This is a genomic window from Brevibacterium sediminis (assembly GCF_024895295.1).
Taxonomy (GTDB): Bacteria; Actinomycetota; Actinomycetes; order Actinomycetales; family Brevibacteriaceae; genus Brevibacterium; species Brevibacterium sediminis.
Genome location: NZ_JAHQRN010000002.1, coordinates 634,592 through 652,719 on the forward strand (window position 1 = coordinate 634,592; position 18,128 = coordinate 652,719).

The window sequence follows — 18,128 nt, forward strand, 5'->3', positions numbered from 1 at the left end:
GAGTAACTGACAATGCCAACCCCAACCAAGGGTCCCCGCCTCGGCGGTTCGCCCACACACGAGCGCATGATGCTCAACAACCTGGCAGCCCAGCTGTTCGAGCACAAGCAGATCAAGACGACTGTGACGAAGGCCAAGCGCCTGCGTCCGGTTGCCGAGCGCATGATCACGAACGCCAAGAAGGGTGACCTGGCCGCACGTCGTCGCGTGCTCGGCCAGATCTCCGACAAGTCGATCGTGCACGAGCTCTTCACCTCGATCGCCGAAACGATGGCCGAGCGTCCCGGTGGATACACCCGTATCACCAAGATCGGCCCCCGTCCCGGCGACAACGCCCCGATGGCCGTCATCGAACTGGTCCTCGAGCCCTACTCGCCGAAGCAGGCAACCGTGAAGGAAGCCGAACAGGCCACCGCCGCTGCCGCTCCGGCAGAAGAGGCACCGGCTGAGGCTGAGGTCGTCGACGAGGCTCCGGCCGAAGACGCCGCAGTCGAGGCAGAGTCAGCCGAGGCTGACGCCGAGACCGCTGAAGAGTCCTCCGAGGCTGCCGAGGAGAAGTAAGCTCCTCGACCGACTCACGGCTCGGATCTCCGCAGCCGTGAGTCACACACTTCAGGCGGGCACCGTCACAGGTGCCCGCCTGAAGTGTATTCACCGCTGGCGCGAGGATCGACGAGGACGTGCAGGCCGCCTCGGTGGGGTCAGTTTTCACGCACCTGTCCGACCACCTCGGCGTGAATGATTGCTCTTCGTTCCAATCATCGGTTTCGAATCAGATGATTGGAACGAAGAGCGATTACTCCGGTACGCAACCTGAGGTTCTCAACGCAATGTGATGTCACCGCATGAGTGACTGGCGCCGCGTGTGATCGGGCAGGCGTCTGCAGACGTACCGCGATCCGTTCAGTGCACGGACGGTGGGCAAGCCATGGGTCATACTGACGGCTCGATATGACGAAGGCCGGGGCACGATCGTGCCCCGGCCTTCATTCAGTTCGCGTCGACTCTCACTTCACGAGTCTGTTCTCACTTCACGCGGGAGAGTTCCACGGATTCGTCGAACTCGATGTCAGAGGCCTCATCGTGCTTGTAGGTGAAGCGACTGACGACGACGGCGACGATGAGGTTGACGATGAAGCCGGGAATGATCTCGTAGACCGCATCCGTCATCGGTGTGCTCACCTGGCCCCAGACGAAGGCCACGACCGCGCCGGAGAGCAGACCGAACAGGGCTCCCCAGTTGCTCAGACGCTTCCAGAACAGAGTGAGCAGGACGATCGGCCCGAAGGAGGCGCCGAAGCCTGCCCACGCGAAGGCGACGAGGTCGAGGATGCTGTTCGATGGTGAGATCGCGAGGACGACCGCGATGACGGCGACGACGAGCACGCCGAGGCGGCCGAGCAGTACGTAGGTCTTGTCCTGCAGCGTTCTCGTGGATCCGGTGCGCAGGGCGACGATCTTGAACAGATCCTCGATGAGCGCTGACGACGTGACGACGAGCTGCGAGGAGATCGTCGACATGATGGCTGCCAGTACCGCAGCCAAGACGAGGCCGGCGATGAACGGGTGGAAGAGGATCTGCGCGAGGTCGAGGAAGACGGTTTCGGCGTCTGCGGGTTCCATATCCGCGTGCTGAGAGAAGTAGGAGATGCCGACGATGGCGGTGGCGACGGCACCGAGCGCCGAGATCGCCATCCAGCCGACGCCGATGCGCCGAGCGACGGTGGCGTCGGCGGGAGTGCGCAGGGCCATGAAGCGCACGATGATGTGCGGCTGGCCGAAGTAGCCCAGTCCCCAGGCCAGGGCGGACACGATCGACGCGATCGTCGCGAAGGTCCAGAATTCGTCTGAGCCGAAGAGGCTGAGCAGACCGGGATCGATTTCGGTGACGTTGTTGACTACCGTCGTCGGCCCGCCGGCGTTGATGACGGCGACGATCGGCACAGCCACCAGAGCAGCGAACATCAGCAGACCCTGGGCGACATCCGTGAGAGTCGCGCCGAGGAATCCGCCGAAGAGGGTGTAGATCATCGTGATCGCGGCGACGAGGAGCATTCCACCGAGGTAGTTGAGTCCGAAGCTCGACTCGAAGAATTTGCCGGCCGCCACCATGCCCGACGAGACGTAGAAGGTGAAGAAGACCAGAATGATGATGCCGCAGACGATGCGCAGCAGTCGTGTCCGGTCTTTGAGCCGCTGTTCGAAGAAGCTGGGGATCGTGATCGAGTCGCCGGCCTTCTCCGTGAACGCACGCAGCCGAGGCGCGACGATCTTCCAGTTGACCCAGGCGCCGACGGTCAGGCCGATAGCGATCCAGGCTTCGATGAGCCCGGAGACGTAGATGGCGCCGGGCAGACCCATGAGCAGCCACCCCGACATATCGGAGGCGCCGGCGCTCAGCGCGGCAACGCTGGGTCGCAGTCCACGTCCCGCGAGCATGTAGTCGTCGAGGTTGTTCTTCGTCTTGCGGTAGGCAAACCAGCCGATGGCCAGCATGCCGATGAAGTAGAGGACGATCGCGATCGTGCGGAAAGTGGTTTCCGACATTTGAGCTCAGCTCCTTCGATAGGCCGAGCCGACCTTACAGGACAAGAGGTCGCAGGTGTGAATTTCCTGTGCACCTCCTTGTTGCGAGAGTACACAGCGACACTGCTGGAGCGGCAGGCTCAGTCGAAGACGACGGTGCGATGGCCGTCCATGAGCACGCGGCCTTCGGCATGCCAAGCGACGGCCCGAGCGAGCACGGCCGCTTCGACGTCCTGACCGTGCCGGACGAAATCGGCGATCGCCTGATTGTGATCGACGCGGGCCACATCCTGTTCGATGATCGGCCCCTCGTCGAGGTCACTGGTGACGTAGTGGGCAGTCGCGCCGATGATCTTCACGCCTCGGGCATGCGCCTGATGGTAGGGCCTCGCGCCCTTGAAGCTCGGCAGGAACGAATGGTGGATATTGATGACCCGGCCCTCGAGGCGGGCGCAGAGGTCGGGGGAGAGGATCTGCATGTATCGGGCCAAGACGATGAGTTCGACCTCGAGGTCATCGACGAGAGTCGAGAGCCTCGCCTCGGCGTCGGCCTTCGTCTCCCGGGTGATCGGAATATGGTGGAAATCGTGGCCGTGGAATTCGGCGAGCGGACGCAGATCGGCATGGTTGCCGGCGACGCCGACGATGTCGATGGGCAGCTGACCGGCCGAATGCCGGAACAGCAGAGTGTTGAGGCAGTGCGCGGCCTTGGACACCATGATCAGGGTGCGGGTCTTCTTCTCCACCGGTTGCAGGCTCACAGTCATCGCGAACCGGGGAGCCACCTCGGCGAGTGCCTCTTCCACGGTCTGGGCCGTGGTCTCTGCAGGCGTCGAGAACTGCAGGCGCAGGAAGAACTGACGAGAATCGGGGGAGGAGAACTGCTGGGATTCGGTGATGTTGCCGCCCAGGCCCGCGAGCACCCCGGTCACGGCGTGGACGATGCCGGTCGAATCGGGGCAGGTGACTCTCAGGATCCATTCGCAGCTCATGGACTCGATCCTAATCGGTGGCTGCGCTCAACGCCCACTCCGAGTCGGCATCCGGATGGCGGTCGCGGCCCCGGAAGCAGGCGGCGTCGCTGTTAGCATGGTGCCGGGTGACGGCCGCGGTTTGCGCGCTGCCTCGCTCCCATCATCGGATGCCACAGGAGAGTACTCATGACCGAAAACTCGATGCAGGCTTCGCTTGCCGACATCGACCCGCAGATTGCCGAAGTCCTCGACCTCGAGCTGGGCCGCCAGCGGTCGACGCTCGAGATGATCGCCTCGGAGAATTTCGTCCCGCGCGCCGTGCTGGAAGCACAGGGGTCGGTGCTGACGAACAAGTACGCCGAGGGGTATCCCGGCAAGCGCTACTACGGCGGCTGCGAATACGTCGACGTCGCGGAGAACCTCGCCATCGACCGCGCCAAGAGCCTCTTCGGCGCCGACTACGCGAACGTCCAGCCCCATTCCGGTGCCTCGGCCAACGCCGCTGTCATGCACGCTCTGGCCCGTCAGGGTGACAAGATGCTCGGGCTGTCCCTGGCCCATGGCGGGCACCTCACCCACGGTATGAAGATCAACTTCTCCGGACGCCTCTACGATGTCGCCTCCTACGAGGTCGACCCCGATACCTACCGCATCGATATGGACAAGGTGCGCGAGAAGGCTCTCGAACACCGCCCCGAGGTCATCGTCGCCGGCTGGTCGGCCTACCCTCGTCAGCTGGACTTCCAGGCCTTCCGCGATATCGCCGACGAAGTCGGTGCGAAGCTGTGGGTCGATATGGCCCACTTCGCCGGACTCGTCGCCGCCGGTCTGCACCCGAACCCGGTGCCGTTCGCCGATGTCGTGTCCTCGACGGTGCACAAGACCATCGGCGGGCCCCGGTCCGGTTTCATCCTCGGCAAGGAGGAGTACGCGAAGAAGCTCAACTCCGCCGTGTTCCCGGGACAGCAGGGTGGACCGCTCATGCATGTCATCGCCGCGAAAGCCGTGGCGTTCAAGCTCGCGGCCTCTGCCGAGTTCAAGGAACGTCAGGAACGCACCGTGCGCGGTGCTCAGATCCTGGCTGAGCGCCTGCTGGCCTCCGACGTCGCTGACGCCGGAGCCACCGTGCTCACCGGCGGCACCGATGTCCACCTCGTGCTCGTCGACCTGCGAAACTCCGCCCTCGACGGACAGCAGGCCGAAGATCTTCTGCACTCGGTCGGCATCACCGTCAACCGCAATGCCGTGCCCTTCGACCCGCGTCCGCCGATGGTCACCTCGGGGCTGCGCATCGGCACCCCGGCACTGGCCACCCGCGGATTCGGCGACAACGAATTCACCGAGGTCGCTGACGTCATCGCCGAGGCGCTCAAGCCCGGTGCCGACGTCGAGGCACTCGCCTCACGCGTGAAGAAACTGAGCGACGACTTCCCCCTCTACGAAGGACTGGAGCAGTACTGATGGGTGCACAGATCCTCGACGGCAGAGCCTGCGCGAAGCAGATCAAGGCCGAACTCACGGAGGCGGTGGCGACCCTGGCAGAATCCGGAATCGTTCCGGGCCTCGGCACAGTGCTGGTGGGGGAGGACCCCGGTTCGAAGTGGTACGTCGCGGGCAAGCACCGTGACTGTGCCGAGGTCGGAATCAGTTCGATCCGCCGCGACTTGCCCGAGTCGGTAAGCCAGGAAGAGCTGCTGGCGGTCATCGACGAGCTCAACAACGATGACGCCTGCACCGGCTACATCGTGCAGCTTCCGCTGCCGGACCATATCGACACGGACACGATCCTCGAAGCCATCGATCCGGCTAAGGACGCCGACGGCCTGCATCCGACCAACCTCGGTCGACTCGTGCTCAACGTGAACTCGGAGATCACCACTCCGCTGCCGTGCACTCCGCGCGGTGTCATCGAGCTGATCACCCGCAACGGCATCGATCTGGCCGGCAAGCATGTCGTGGTCATCGGTCGCGGGGTCACCGTGGGCCGGTCCATCGGTGCACTGCTGACTCGGCGTGAGCACAATGCGACCGTGACTCTGACGCACACCGGTACGCGCAATCTTGATGAGCTGTTGGCTCAGGCCGATGTCATCGTCGCGGCCGCCGGGGCGGCTCGCATCGTGAAGGCGGAGGCGGTCAAACCCGGAGCGATCGTCCTCGACGTGGGAGTCTCGCGTGAGACGGACCCGGAGACGGGGAAGTCGAAGATCGTCGGAGACGTGGATCCGGCGGTCGCCGAGGTGGCGTCCTGGGTCTCACCGAACCCCGGAGGCGTCGGGCCGATGACTCGAGCCCTGCTGCTGAAGAATGTCGTCGACACCGCCCAACGCTCAGCCAACTGACCCCTATTACTACCTGACGGCGGCCCAGCAACCTCGCGCGAGGTTGCTGGGCCGCCGTCAGGTAGTTCTGGGAGGGTGGGCGGTGCCGGGTGCTCAGTCCTCGGGGAACTTGAGCTCGAAGAAGACGCGCGGGTTGCCCGGGCCGGCATAGTCCTCGATGAGCTCTCCGCTGAAGCCCATGGACGAGTGGAACGAGATCGCACCCGAGGACTCCGGCATCGTCGTCGCCTGAACCGAGGAGGCACCGAGCTGACGGGAATGGTCGATGAAGTGCTGGTAGAGATGACGGCCGATTCCCTGGTGACGGAAATCCGACCGCGCTGCCACCAGGTGGATGTAGGCAGGACCATCATGGGGAATGACGCCGAGCAGGTATCCGACGATCTCCGAACGGTAGCGGGCGACGAGCCCCGAGGTGACGAACTGACGGAACCAGTAGGCATCATGGTCACCGCTGAGATCGCGGTCTCCCCAGAAGTTGGCTTGGGCGTCGAGCAGGAATTCGCGCATCTCGCGGGCGTCGACCTCATCGAGCGGACTGATGCTCAGCTGCTCGGTGTCGATAGTTTCGTCAACGGCCATTGCGCCTCCTGATGTGTTCGTACTTACCCTCACTCTATAACGCCCCGTCCCGGAAGAATAGTGCGCTCCATGTCATCATAGATCACATGATTCGGATTGCTTCAGTCAACGTCAACGGAGTCCGCGCAGCATGGCGAAAGGGGATGCCCACCTGGGTCGATGCAGCGAAACCGGACTTCATCACCCTCCAAGAAGTGCGCGCCGCGAACGATATCGCGCACGGTGTCCTTGCCGACACCGGATACACCACGATCAGCCATGATGCCGAGGCGAAGGGCCGCGCCGGCGTCGCCGTGATGGCCCGCACCGAACCCGAGGCGGTGCGCGAAGGACTCGGCGACGACGGTTACTTCGACCGGGCCGGACGCTGGGTGGAGACGGACTTCCGCCTCGGCGACGGATCGCTTCTGACCCTTGTGTCCGCGTACGTCCATTCCGGTGAGGCCGACACCCCCAAACAGGACGACAAGTACCGGTTCCTCGACCGCATGATCGAACGGATGCCGCAGCTGGCGAAGACCGCCGACCATGTGCTCATCACCGGCGACCTCAACGTCTGCCACACCGAACGCGACCTGAAGAACTGGAAAGCCAACCGGAAGAAGTCCGGATTCCTCCCGGAGGAACGAGCCTACTTCGACAAGTTCTTCGGTGAGATCGGCTATGTTGACGTCCACCGCGAACTCAGCGGCGACATCGACGGACCCTACACCTGGTGGTCGATGCGCGGTCAGGCCTTCGACAACGACACAGGATGGCGCATCGACTATCAGATGGCCACTCCGGCCCTGGCCGAAACCGCGGTCAAGGCCACCGTGGACAAAGCCGACAGCTGGGCCGAACGCTGGTCGGACCACGCTCCGCTGGTCATCGACTACGACCTCCCGTCCGTCCAGGCCTGACCGCAGACCGAACGACAGACGAAGAGCCCGGGGCTCAGGACATTTCGTCCTGAGCCCCGGGCTCTTCGTCTGGCGTCTCTGCGTTCAGAGACGCAGGCAGCTTCAGAATCTCAACAGCAGCGGGCCTTGGGATTGCGGTCCTGCTCATCGGTGAGATCTCGCCAGAAGGCCTTCTCCTCCATCGCACCCTCACGGGTGCCGTGTCGGCGCTCGTAGGATTCGAGGTAGTGGATATAGGCGTTCTCGCCCATGATCTCCTTGAGGTACCAGTGGAGCCAGGCCCCGCCTCGGCGCAGGGATCCCCACGGATCGCTGGCGATGCGGGCGAGCGGATGTGCGGTGCTCATTCCTTCTGCCTTCCTGCTGCGTGTTCGTCCCACTGCGCCTGCAGCTCGCGCTCGGGCTTGCGAGCGATGAGACCGGCCGGAGCGAACATCTTCGTCTCGACGAAGGGCTCCTCCGTCGTCGGCAGGGACCCCTTCTTGATGGCCTCGATGGACTTCCAGACTGCCATGACGACGACCATCGCGACAAGAAGTGCGAAGACGATCGACAGGGTGCCCTGGACGAATGTGTTGCGCACGACTGCGCTCATCGCCGCGACGCCCTCGGTATTGCCCATCGAGGTCTCTCCGGCGGCCAGCGCGTCCTTGTATGCGAAGTGCTGAGCCCAGTAGCCGAGCTTCGGGTCGGAGGAGAAGATCTTCTGCCACGAGGCGACCATCGTGACCACCAGATCCCAGACCAGCGGGATGCCGGGGATCCACGCCCACTTGGCCAGACCCATCTTGCACACGATGGCGAAGACGACGGCCAGGGCAATCGCGGCCAACAGCTGGTTCGAGATGCCGAAGAGCGGGAACAGCGTATTGATTCCGCCGAGGGGGTCGGTGACTCCCATAAGCAGGATCGATCCCCAGGCGGCCACCATGATGGCCGTCGTCAGCCACGCACCTGGAGTCCACGAGGGGTCCCGGAACTTCTTCGAGAAGTTGCCGAGCGCATCCGAGAGCATGAAACGGGCCACGCGGGTACCCGCATCGATCGTGGTGAGGATGAACAGGGCCTCGAACATCACGGCGAAGTGGTACCAGAAAGACATCCAGGCGGGCCCGCCGAAGACGTTGTGGAGGATGTGCGCCATTCCCATCGCCAGCGTCGGGGCGCCGCCGGTGCGAGAGACGATGCTCTCCTCACCGACGTCCTTGGCCGCCTGATCGAGGATCTCCGGGCTCGTCTCGACCCCGGACATGCCCAAGGAGTTGTTGATGAAGTCCGCTGCGCCCTGCACTGTTCCGCCGGTGAGCGGTTCGGCGGCATTCATCGCGAAGTAGAGGCCCTTGTCGAGGCAGATCGCGGCGACCAGCGCCATGATGGCGACGAAGGACTCCATGAGCATGCCGCCGTAGCCGATGAGGCGAGCCTGCGTCTCCTTCTCGATGAGCTTCGGAGTCGTGCCTGAGGAGATGAGAGCGTGGAAGCCCGACAAAGCTCCACAGGCGATGGTGATGAACAGGAACGGGAACAGGGCGCCGGCGAACGCCGGACCGGCCGAGTTGAACGCGAATTCGGTCAGCGCAGGCATCTGCACGGTCGGGTTGACGATGAGGATGCCCACAGCCAGCAGCACGATGGTGCCGATCTTCATGAATGTCGACAGGTAGTCGCGCGGTGCCAGCAGCACCCACACCGGAAGCACGGCGGCGAGGAATCCGTAGATCATCAGGCACCAGGCCAGAGTCACCTTGTCGAGGTGGAAGATCTCGGACCAGAACGGCGAGTTGTGGACCCAACCGCCGGCGATGATCGCGATGACGAGCAGCACGATGCCGATGACCGAGGTCTCGACGACCTTGCCGGGGCGCAGGTAGCGCATGTAGATGCCCATGAACACAGCGATCGGGATGGTCATCGCAATGGAGAAGACGCCCCAGGGACTTTCGGCCAGCGCGTTGATGATGACGACGCCGAGGACCGCGATGAGGATGACCATGATGAGGATGATGCCGATGGAGGCGATGATTCCGCCCGTTCGACCGAGCTCATCGCGAGTCATCTGTCCCAGCGATCGGCCGTTGCGGCGCATGGAGAAGAACAGCACCATATAGTCCTGGACACCGCCGGCGAGCACGACGCCGAAGACGATCCACAGGGTTCCGGGCAGGTAGCCCATCTGGGCTGCGAGGATCGGTCCCACGAGGGGGCCGGCACCGGAGATCGCGGCGAAGTGATGGCCGAACAGGACCCGGCGGTCGGTCGGCGCGAAATCGCGGCCGTTGTCGTTGAGTTCTGCCGGGGTGGCTCGCTTCGGGTTCGGGCGGCAGATCTTCCATTCGATGAGCTTCGCGTAGAAGCGGAAGCCGATGAGGTAGCTGCCGACGGCTGCGGCGACGAACCAGCTGGCCGACAGCTCTTCACCGCGCACGAACGCGATCATCGACCAGCCCGCGCCGGCGATGAGGGCGATGGCCACCCACAGCACGATCTTCGCCGGTGTCCAGCGTGGCTTCTCGACCACGGCGACCGGCGGAAGGTCGCCCTCGGTCTTGATGTATTCGACCGACATAGTCCTCCTCCTTGAGAGACGACGCATCAGGTCCGTAGGAGATGACGCGTCGGGATTGTTGAGTTCTCAGCATGATCAGACCTTCGCTGGCCGCTGCTCGACAGATGTTCGAGAACTGGGAGACACCTTGGCGAATCATGTGATCTGGTACGAACTATACCGCTGGTCCGCGGCCGAGCGTGATCTCCGACACCAGACCGGACGCCTGAACAGACCCGACAGGGGAGATGGCATCATAGGACTATGACGAACTCTTCACAGCCACGCACTGTCTCAGGTATCCAAGCCACCTCCGATTCCCTTCATCTCGGCAACTACATCGGAGCCCTGCAGCAGTTCGTGACTCACCAGGAGTCGCACGATGCCTTCTACTTCATCGCGAACATGCACGCGATCACCGTCGAGCAGGACCCGGCCGAACTGCGGGAACGCACCCTGCGCACGGCCGCGCAGTTCATCGCCGCCGGTCTCGATCCGGAGAAGTCGACGATCTTCGTCCAGTCCCAGGTGCCCGCCCATCCGCAGCTGTCCTGGGTCCTCGAATGCACCACCTCGATGGGTGAGGCCAGCCGGATGACCCAGTTCAAGGACAAGTCCGCGAAGCAGGAGCATGTGTCCCTGGGGCTGCTCACCTACCCGGCGCTGATGGCCGCCGACATCCTCCTGTACAACCCGCAGCTCGTTCCCGTCGGTGAGGACCAGCGCCAGCACCTCGAGCTGACCCGCAACCTCGCCGAACGCTTCAACTATCGGTTCGGCAAGACCTTCACCGTCCCCGAGGCGCAGATCCTCAAGGCGACCGCGAAGATCTATGACCTGCAGAATCCGGGCGCGAAGATGTCGAAGTCCCAGCCCAGCCCGCAGGGACGCATCGACATCCTCGACGATGCGAAGGCCCTGACGAAGAAGATCAAGTCCGCCGTGACCGACGACGGAACCGAGATCGCCTTCGACCCGGAGAACAAGCCGGGAGTGTCGAATCTGCTGACGATCTATTCCTCCCTGACCTCACGTTCGGTCGACGAAATCGTCGCCGAGTACGAAGGGAAGATGTACGGTCACCTCAAGGTCGACCTCGCCGAGGTGGCTGTGGAGACCCTGACACCGGTGCGGGAGCGGACACTGGAGCTCCTCGAGGACCGGACCCAGCTGCAGGCGATCCTCGATCGCGGGGCGGAGAAGGCCAGCGCCATCGCCGAGGCGACCCTGCGCGAGGTCTATGACAAGATCGGCTTCATCTGATCGTGGCGAAGAAGAAACCCGAAGAGGGGCCGCTCAACCTCACACCGGATATGCTCCACACTGCTGCGCGGGTGGAGGACCGGTTCAACGGCTGGATCCAGAATCGGGCCACAGACCACGCCTATCATCGCACCGTCATCGCCTACGACACCTACGGCGGGACCGGTTGGGTGCGGGTGCTCGGACGCCTGGTGCTCACCCCGAACGGTCAGCCGGCCGCCGATGTCCACGCGAGCATCCGCGGGTGGAAGTCCTTCGTCAGTGTGCCTCTGCCCAATGACACCGCATGGGTGCGCGTGAACGACGAAGAGCATATGGTCACCTCCGATCGCGGAGGAATCATCGACACCGTGATCCCCGGAGACTTCGAGCCGGGGGAGACGGAGATCGAACTGTGGACCGACGGCTCGCTCGTCGACTCTGCCGCTGTGCGCATCATCGGCGAGGACTCGACCTTCGGCATCATCTCCGATATCGACGATACGGTCATGGTCACTTCGCTGCCGCGTCCCTTCCTCGCCGCGTGGAACACCTTCGTCCTCAGCGAGCATGCGAGGTCCCCGGTGGCGGGAATGGCCGTGCTCTATGACCGGATCACCTTCATGCGCCCGGACACTCCGATGGTCTATCTGTCGACGGGGGCGTGGAACTCTGCCTTGACGCTCAAGCGCTTCCTGTCCCGCAACCTCTATCCGATGGGCCCGCTGCTGCTCACCGACTGGGGTCCGACGACGACTCGGGTGTTCCGGTCAGGCAAGGAGCACAAACGCAATTCGCTGGAACGTCTGGCCAGGGAGTTCCCGTGGATGAAGTGGCTGCTCATCGGTGACGACGGGCAGAACGACGAGGAGATCTACGGGGAGTTCGTCGAGAATCATCCGAAGAATGTCGCCGCCGTGGCAATCCGACAGCTCACCGTCGGTGAGGCCGTGTGGGCCGGTGGACGGTCGAAGCGCCACGGTCGCGGCCAAGGCGTGCCGTGGATCTACGCCCCTGACGGTGCCGGTCTGGCCTCTCGTCTGACGGAACGAGGAATCATCTCGACGATCTGAACGGAACCTCACCGCTACCTGACGGCGGCCCAGCAACCTCGCGCGAGGTTGCTGGGCCGCCGTCAGGTAGCAATTGGTGCTGAGGTGGTCTTTGAGGCGCTCGGTCGGATCAGCCCAGCTGCGCCTGCAGCTGCTGCTTCGCCTCGTCGAACTGAGCAGCGAATGTCTCGACGAGCTCTGCGGTCGTCCGCTGCTGGCCGAGCGCACCGATGCCCTGTCCCGAGCCCCAGATGTCCTTCCAGGCCTTCGAGTCCGAACCCGAAGACGAGCTGAAGTCCATCTTCGTGGGATCGGCGTCGGGCAGATTGTCCGGGTCGAGGCCCGAGGCGACGATGGATCCGCGCAGGTAGTTGCCCTTCACACCGGTGAAGTAGTTCGAGTACACGACGTCGTCGGCGCCGGATTCGACGATCATCGTCCGGTAGTCGTCGACAACATTCGCCTCGGGCGTGGACAGAAAGGCCGAGCCGATGTAGGCGAAGTCGGCACCGGCGGCCAGAGCCGCAAGGATCGAACGGCCGTGGGCGATGGCGCCCGACAGCAGCAGGGGGCCATCGAACCAGGAGCGGATCTCCTGAACCAGGGCGAATGGCGACTGCGCCCCGGCGTGCCCGCCGGCACCGGCGGCCACGGCGATGACGCCGTCGGCGCCCTTCTCGACGGCCTTGTTGGCGAAGCGGTTGTTGATGACGTCGTGGAGGACGACACCGCCGTAGGAGTGGACGGCTTCGTTGACCTCCTCACGGGCACCGAGCGAGGTGATGACGATCGGCACTTGGTGGCGGACCACCTCGGCGAGGTCCTCCTCGAGGCGATTGTTCGACCGGTGGACGATGAGGTTGACTGCGAACGGAGCGGCGGGCTGCTGCGGATTCGCCGCAGTGTGGGCGGCGTTCGACTCGGAGATCTCATCGAGCCAGTCGGTCAGCTGCGAGGCGGGACGGGCGTTCAGCGATGGGAAGGATCCGACGATTCCGGCCTGGCACTGGGCCTTGACCAATTCGGGGCCCGAGGCGATGAACATAGGGGAGCCGACGACGGGCAGACGGAGTTGGGAGCGCAGATCGGTGAAGCTTGTCACGGTGCCTCCTTGCGAAGATGAATGCATACACTCACTCTAACTGAACGATTGTTAAATGCGATACGGAACACAGTCTCTTTCGTCTCCTGGCCCGCATTTCGGCTGATCAGACGACGAAGGCGCAGACTCTCTGAGGAGTCTGCGCCTTCGGCAGTGATAAGAAGCTGGATCAGGAATCCGTGAAGTTCGGGTCCCGCTTCTCGACGAAGGCGGCCATGCCCTCGGACTGATCATTCGTTGCCAGGGACGAATGGAAGAGTCGGCGCTCGTAGCGCAGTCCCTGCTCCAGGGTCGTCTCGAATGCGGTGTTCACCGCTTCCTTGACCATCGCCGAGGCGATGCGGGACTTCGACGCGATCGTCTGCGCGATCTCGTTCGCCGTGTCCAGGAGCGCTTCGGGTTCGACGATGCGAGCGACGAGTCCGGAACGTTCGGCCTCCTCGGCGCCCATCATCCTGCCGGTGAGGCACATGTCCATGGCCTTGGCCTTGCCGATGGCGCGGGTCAGTCGCTGCGATCCGCCCATGCCCGGGAGCACGCCGAGGTTGATCTCGGGCTGTCCGAACTTCGCCTTCGTCGACGCGATGAGGATATCGCCCATCATCGCCAGTTCGCAGCCGCCGCCCAGGGCGTAGCCCCCGACGGCGGTGATGACGGGCTTGCGCACATCGGTCAGCCGGGTCCAACCGGCGAACCAGTCAGCTTTGTATGCGGTCGAGAAGTCGAGGCTCGACATCTCCTTGATATCTGCGCCGGCGGCGAAGGCCTTCTCGCTGCCGGTGATGATGATCGCTTTGATCGAATCGTCTGCGTCGTAGGCCGTCGCGGCATCTGTGATGTCGGTGAGCACCTGCAGATTGAGCGCGTTGAGCGCTTTCGGTCGGTTGATCGTGATGGTGGCGACGCCGTCGGCGACGTCGGTCAGGATGGTTTCGAATTCGCTCATGAGAACACCTTGTCTTCGTGGTCGGTGGTGAGGATGGACTGGACCTGTTCGTCGGAGACCTCGGCCAGCGAGGCGGGACTCCACTGCGGGTTGCGGTCCTTATCGATGACCTGCGCGCGGATACCCTCCTTGAGGTCCGGCAGGCCGGTGAGCGTGACGGCGACCCGGTAGTCCTGTTCGAGGACGTCGGCCAGGTTCATCGATGCGGCGTTCCTGACCGCAGCCAGGGTCACCTTCACCGAGGTGGGGGCCTTCGTGCCGATGAGCTCAGCGGTGGCCTGGGCATCGGGGTTCTCGTGCGCGGCGAGAGCCGCGACGATGGCTTCGGCGTCGTCGCCGGCGTAGCAGGCGTTGATCCAGTCGGCCGCCTCGGCGAGTTCGTTGTCCGGAACATCGGTTGAATATCGGCCGATGACCGCGTCGAGGTCCTCGCCATCGGTCAGCTCGGCGATGAGATCGGGGATCTGCGCGTCAGGGACGAAGTAGTCGGCGAGGCCCAGTGCGATCGCAGCGCCGGCCCCGACGGGCTGCCCGGTCAGCGCAAGGTGGGTGCCGAGCTCTCCGGGGGCGTTGGCCAGCAGGTGGGTGCCGCCGACGTCTGGGAAGAGCCCGATTCCGGTCTCCGGCATTCCGACCTTCGTCGAATCGGTGACGATGCGGTGCGATCCGTGTCCGGAGATGCCGACTCCGCCGCCCATCGTGATGCCGTTCATGATGACGACGTAGGGCTTGGGGAACTCAGAGATTGCGAAGTTCATCTTGTATTCGCGGTTCCAGAATCTCGCGTTCTCATCGCTGCCGGCCACGATGTCGTTGTACACGGCCTTGATGTCGCCGCCCGCACACAGACCGCGTTCCCCGCGACCGGTGACGAGGACGAGGTTGACCGCTTCGTCGTCGCGCCATGCGTTGAGGGCGTCATCGATGGCACCCACCATGTCCTGGCTGAGCGCATTGATCAGCTTCGGTCGGTTGAGTTCGATTCGGCCGACCCCGTTGTTTACCGAGGTGATGACGGAGGCGTCCGCCTGCTCTGCCGAAGGTTCTGTCATATCAGCCCACTCCTGTGCTCTTGCGCGAGATGATCACGCGCATGATTTCGTTGGTGCCTTCCAGAATCTGGTGGACTCGCAGGTCACGCACCAGCTTCTCAATTCCATACTCTGTCAGATAGCCGTAGCCGCCGTGCAACTGGAGTGCCCTGTTCGCGACATCGAAACCGGTGTCGGTGGCCTTGAGCTTGGCCATGGCCGAGAGCAGAGAGGTGTTCGGATCGCCTGCGTCATAGGCTCCTGCGGCCCGCCACAGCAGGGAGCGAGCACCCTCGAGGTCGGCCTGCATCTGCGCGACCTCGAAGCGCAGAGCCTGGAATCCGGAGAGCTCGGTGCCGAAGGCCTGGCGCTCACCCATATAGGCGATGGCCTTCTCGAGCGCGGCCTGACCGCCGCCGAGCGAGCAGGCGCCGATGTTGAGACGTCCGCCGTCGAGTCCGGACATCGCGATCTTGAAGCCTTGGCCGGGCGCGCCGAGCATGTTCTCCTTCGGAACCCGCACGTTCTCCATGATCACCTGTCGGGTCGGCTGTGCGCGCCAGCCCATCTTCTGCTCATTGGGGCCGAAGCTCAGACCCTCCATACCCTTCTCGAGGATGAAGGCGGAGATTCCACGCGCTCCGTCCTGGCCTGTGCGGGCCATGACGAGGTAGGTATCCGAGGTGCCGGCGCCGGAGATGAACTGCTTGACTCCGTTGAGCACATAGTGGTCGCCGTCCTCACGGGCGGAGGTGCGCAGGGCGGCCGCATCGGAGCCGGCATTGGGCTCGGTCAGGCAGTAGCTGCCGAGGTGCTCCATGGAGACGAGCTTCTCGAGGTACGTCGTCTTCTGCTCGTCGTTGCCGAACTTGTCGATCATCCACGCGACCATGTTGTGGATGGAGATATAGGCGGCGACGGAGGGGCATCCGGTCGACATCGCTTCGAAGATCAGCGCTGCGTCCATCCGGCCCATTCCGGTTCCGCCGGACTCCTCGCTGACGTAGATGCCGCCCATTCCGAGTTCGGCAGACTTCCTGATGACGTCGACGGGGAAGAAGTGTTCGGCATCCCATTGGAGGGCGTGTGGGGCGACTTCGGTATCGGCGAACTCACGCACCATCCCGGCGACGGTCTGCTGTTCGTCGGTGAGACCGAAAGGTAGGGCAGCGGCTGTACTGCGGGACATGATTCCTCCAAGAATCGGACGCTTATTCGGTGATCGACACCACGATACGTCCATATTACTTGGACATCCAACTAATTTCTCGCCGAGGCGGCCCCGATGACCGATGGTCCGTTCGGCGGCCGGCTTCGGTCGGCTCAGGCGCCGGCTTCGAGTCCCGAGCGCAGTGTTTCGAGATGGGGGAGCAGAGAGTCGAGGTCGATACCGGAGAAATCGGGGGAGGAGAAGACCTCGGCGTTGAGCGCCTTCGTTGCTTGTGCGGCGAGCTCGCGACCGGCATCAGTGAGGTCGACGAGCGTCGTCCGGCGATCATCGGGGTGGCTGCGTCTGGCGACGAGGCCGGCCTTCTCGAGGCGGTCGACAGAGTTCGTCGTCGAGGTCGCATGCACCTGCAGTCGAGCGGAGATCTTCGACATCGGCAGGGTCCCGGCTCGTGTGAAGGATAGGAGAGTGAGCACCTCATAGCGCGAGAACGTCAGCGCGAAGGGCTTGAGGGCGGCATCGACTCGGGCCAGGAACAGCTGGTGGATCCTCATCACTGAGATCACTGTCGTCATTCCATCGGCTGCATCGTCCCATCCGTGGGCCAGCCATTGTCGACGGGACTCTTCGATCGGGTCGAACCCCGTACTTGTATTCTTTTCTGCCGCCATTGTCGACAGTGTAGTGAAGTGAGAAGATGGGCGCATGTGCGGTCGACTCAATATGTCTCTCGATCCGGCGGATCTCGCTGATGAGCTGCGGTTGGATGTCGTCTCCTATGACTACGCGCCGCGCTTCAATGTCCCCCCGGGGTCATTCGTGCCGATCGTCGTCGAACGACTCGACGAGGATGGTCAGCTACATCGCCGACTCGAAACCGCGTCCTGGGGGCTGGTGCCGGCGTGGGCGAAAGATCCCAAAATCGGCTTCAAGGCATTCAATGCCCGTTCCGAGACAGTGCTCGAGAAGCCGATGTTCCGACAGGCCATCCGACGTCGTCGCTGTGTTCTGCCGATTCCGGGCTATTACGAATGGGAGAACACTGAAGACGGCAAGCAGCCATGGATGATGACCGCTGCCGGCGAGGACCCCCTCTTCATGGCGGGACTCTTCGAGTTCTGGAAACAGCCGGATGAGACCTGGTTGGTCTCCACGACGATCCTGACGATGGAGTCCGCGGGGCACCTCAGCGAAGTCCACCATCGGATGCCCGTGTTCCTCGGGCGCGACCAGATCAGTGACTGGATCGACCCTGGAGTCCTGACGAATGATGTGCCGGACCTGTTGGCGGCGACACATGATCAGGTTGATCCCGCCAGCGTCACTCGGCACAAGGTCGGCAAAGCGGTCGGAAACGTCCGCAACGATTCTCCCGAACTCGCCGAACCCGTGGCGTAGGTCTCTCTTAACGCTGTGCGGCGGAGACGTTCGCCCGAGATCTCGGGGTCTTTCGGAGTGGGGGAGTGGGCGCGTGCGGAGCGGTTTTGCAGGTGGGCGAAGATGTGTGTATTGTTGTCCAGGTTGCCAGGCCGCAAGGAACGGCAACAGTCGCTCTGATCGGGAACGATACGGGCAAACCGAAGATGAACTTCGAGTTGCGCGGATCAGAACAACCATGTAGAGTAGACATCCGCTGGCACGGCGAGTCGCAAGACGAAAAGTGCAAACTGAAACTGATACCCCCAGTGAACACGCTCGGTTTTCGGGTGGTGGTGA

17 protein-coding genes are annotated in these 18,128 nt (G+C 63.5%); 7 read left to right on the forward strand and 10 right to left on the reverse strand.

Annotated features, from left to right (window positions below):
- Nucleotides 1–12 precede the first annotated feature (12 nt).
- Nucleotides 13–561 (forward strand): 50S ribosomal protein L17, encoded by a 549-nt coding sequence (rplQ, locus tag KTJ89_RS07295; protein WP_139468543.1) that lies wholly within the window; start codon nucleotides 13–15, stop codon nucleotides 559–561.
- Between the two features lie 465 nt (nucleotides 562–1,026).
- Here rplQ and putP read toward each other — a convergent pair whose 3' ends face one another.
- Nucleotides 1,027–2,547, reverse strand: a complete 1,521-nt coding sequence (gene putP / locus KTJ89_RS07300) for a sodium/proline symporter PutP (RefSeq protein ID WP_139907306.1) — start codon at nucleotides 2,545–2,547, stop codon at nucleotides 1,027–1,029.
- A gap of 119 nt (nucleotides 2,548–2,666) precedes the next feature.
- Nucleotides 2,667–3,518: a formyltetrahydrofolate deformylase gene (purU, locus tag KTJ89_RS07305; protein ID WP_259357214.1), complete on the reverse strand. Its 852-nt coding sequence runs from the start codon at nucleotides 3,516–3,518 to the stop codon at nucleotides 2,667–2,669.
- A gap of 168 nt (nucleotides 3,519–3,686) precedes the next feature.
- Between purU and glyA the strand changes: the two genes are divergently transcribed.
- On the forward strand, nucleotides 3,687–4,961 hold the full coding sequence (gene glyA, locus KTJ89_RS07310; RefSeq protein WP_139468540.1) for a serine hydroxymethyltransferase: 1,275 nt from the start codon (nucleotides 3,687–3,689) through the stop codon (nucleotides 4,959–4,961).
- Nucleotides 4,961–5,842 (forward strand): bifunctional methylenetetrahydrofolate dehydrogenase/methenyltetrahydrofolate cyclohydrolase, encoded by an 882-nt coding sequence (locus tag KTJ89_RS07315; RefSeq protein WP_139468539.1) that lies wholly within the window; start codon nucleotides 4,961–4,963, stop codon nucleotides 5,840–5,842. The genes glyA and KTJ89_RS07315 overlap by 1 nt, the downstream gene beginning before the upstream one ends.
- A gap of 93 nt (nucleotides 5,843–5,935) precedes the next feature.
- Here the strand turns inward: KTJ89_RS07315 and KTJ89_RS07320 are convergent, their stop codons facing one another.
- Nucleotides 5,936–6,424 (reverse strand): GNAT family N-acetyltransferase, encoded by a 489-nt coding sequence (locus KTJ89_RS07320; protein WP_139468538.1) that lies wholly within the window; start codon nucleotides 6,422–6,424, stop codon nucleotides 5,936–5,938.
- 86 nt (nucleotides 6,425–6,510) lie between these two features.
- Here KTJ89_RS07320 and KTJ89_RS07325 point away from each other — a divergent pair, with 86 nt between their 5' ends.
- Nucleotides 6,511–7,326, forward strand: coding sequence for an exodeoxyribonuclease III (locus KTJ89_RS07325; RefSeq protein WP_139907308.1), 816 nt, complete (start codon nucleotides 6,511–6,513; stop codon nucleotides 7,324–7,326).
- A 110-nt stretch (nucleotides 7,327–7,436) separates the two neighbouring features.
- Here the strand turns inward: KTJ89_RS07325 and KTJ89_RS07330 are convergent, their stop codons facing one another.
- A complete protein-coding gene (locus KTJ89_RS07330) occupies nucleotides 7,437–7,673 on the reverse strand; it encodes a CstA-like transporter-associated (seleno)protein (protein ID WP_181271771.1) in 237 nt (78 codons plus the stop codon).
- Complete coding sequence (locus tag KTJ89_RS07335) at nucleotides 7,670–9,892, reverse strand: carbon starvation CstA family protein (RefSeq protein WP_259357215.1); 2,223 nt, start codon at nucleotides 9,890–9,892, stop codon at nucleotides 7,670–7,672. The genes KTJ89_RS07330 and KTJ89_RS07335 overlap by 4 nt, the downstream gene beginning before the upstream one ends.
- Before the next feature lie 243 nt (nucleotides 9,893–10,135).
- Here KTJ89_RS07335 and trpS point away from each other — a divergent pair, with 243 nt between their 5' ends.
- Both trpS and KTJ89_RS07345 read left to right on the forward strand, forming a co-directional pair.
- A complete protein-coding gene (trpS, locus tag KTJ89_RS07340) occupies nucleotides 10,136–11,134 on the forward strand; it encodes a tryptophan--tRNA ligase (protein WP_139468534.1) in 999 nt (332 codons plus the stop codon).
- Between the two features lie 2 nt (nucleotides 11,135–11,136).
- Nucleotides 11,137–12,186 (forward strand): App1 family protein phosphatidate phosphatase, encoded by a 1,050-nt coding sequence (locus KTJ89_RS07345; protein WP_139468533.1) that lies wholly within the window; start codon nucleotides 11,137–11,139, stop codon nucleotides 12,184–12,186.
- Nucleotides 12,187–12,295: 109 nt separating this feature from the next.
- Here KTJ89_RS07345 and KTJ89_RS07350 read toward each other — a convergent pair whose 3' ends face one another.
- The 5 genes from KTJ89_RS07350 to KTJ89_RS07370 all read right to left on the reverse strand — a co-directional run bounded on the left by KTJ89_RS07350 (nucleotide 12,296) and on the right by KTJ89_RS07370 (nucleotide 17,083).
- Nucleotides 12,296–13,267 (reverse strand): NAD(P)H-dependent flavin oxidoreductase, encoded by a 972-nt coding sequence (locus KTJ89_RS07350; RefSeq protein ID WP_229664274.1) that lies wholly within the window; start codon nucleotides 13,265–13,267, stop codon nucleotides 12,296–12,298.
- Nucleotides 13,268–13,436: 169 nt separating this feature from the next.
- Nucleotides 13,437–14,213: an enoyl-CoA hydratase gene (locus KTJ89_RS07355; protein ID WP_139468531.1), complete on the reverse strand. Its 777-nt coding sequence runs from the start codon at nucleotides 14,211–14,213 to the stop codon at nucleotides 13,437–13,439.
- A complete protein-coding gene (locus KTJ89_RS07360; RefSeq protein WP_259357216.1) occupies nucleotides 14,210–15,265 on the reverse strand; it encodes an enoyl-CoA hydratase/isomerase family protein in 1,056 nt (351 codons plus the stop codon). The genes KTJ89_RS07355 and KTJ89_RS07360 overlap by 4 nt, the downstream gene beginning before the upstream one ends.
- Nucleotide 15,266: 1 nt before the next feature.
- Nucleotides 15,267–16,433, reverse strand: a complete 1,167-nt coding sequence (locus KTJ89_RS07365; protein ID WP_139468529.1) for an acyl-CoA dehydrogenase family protein — start codon at nucleotides 16,431–16,433, stop codon at nucleotides 15,267–15,269.
- A 134-nt stretch (nucleotides 16,434–16,567) separates the two neighbouring features.
- The gene (locus KTJ89_RS07370; RefSeq protein ID WP_259357217.1) at nucleotides 16,568–17,083 is read right to left on the reverse strand and encodes a MarR family winged helix-turn-helix transcriptional regulator; all 516 of its coding nucleotides are present in this window, start codon (nucleotides 17,081–17,083) and stop codon (nucleotides 16,568–16,570) included.
- 52 nt (nucleotides 17,084–17,135) lie between these two features.
- Between KTJ89_RS07370 and KTJ89_RS07375 the strand changes: the two genes are divergently transcribed.
- On the forward strand, nucleotides 17,136–17,810 hold the full coding sequence (locus KTJ89_RS07375; protein WP_374990257.1) for an SOS response-associated peptidase: 675 nt from the start codon (nucleotides 17,136–17,138) through the stop codon (nucleotides 17,808–17,810).
- The last annotated feature ends 318 nt before the right edge of the window (nucleotides 17,811–18,128 follow it).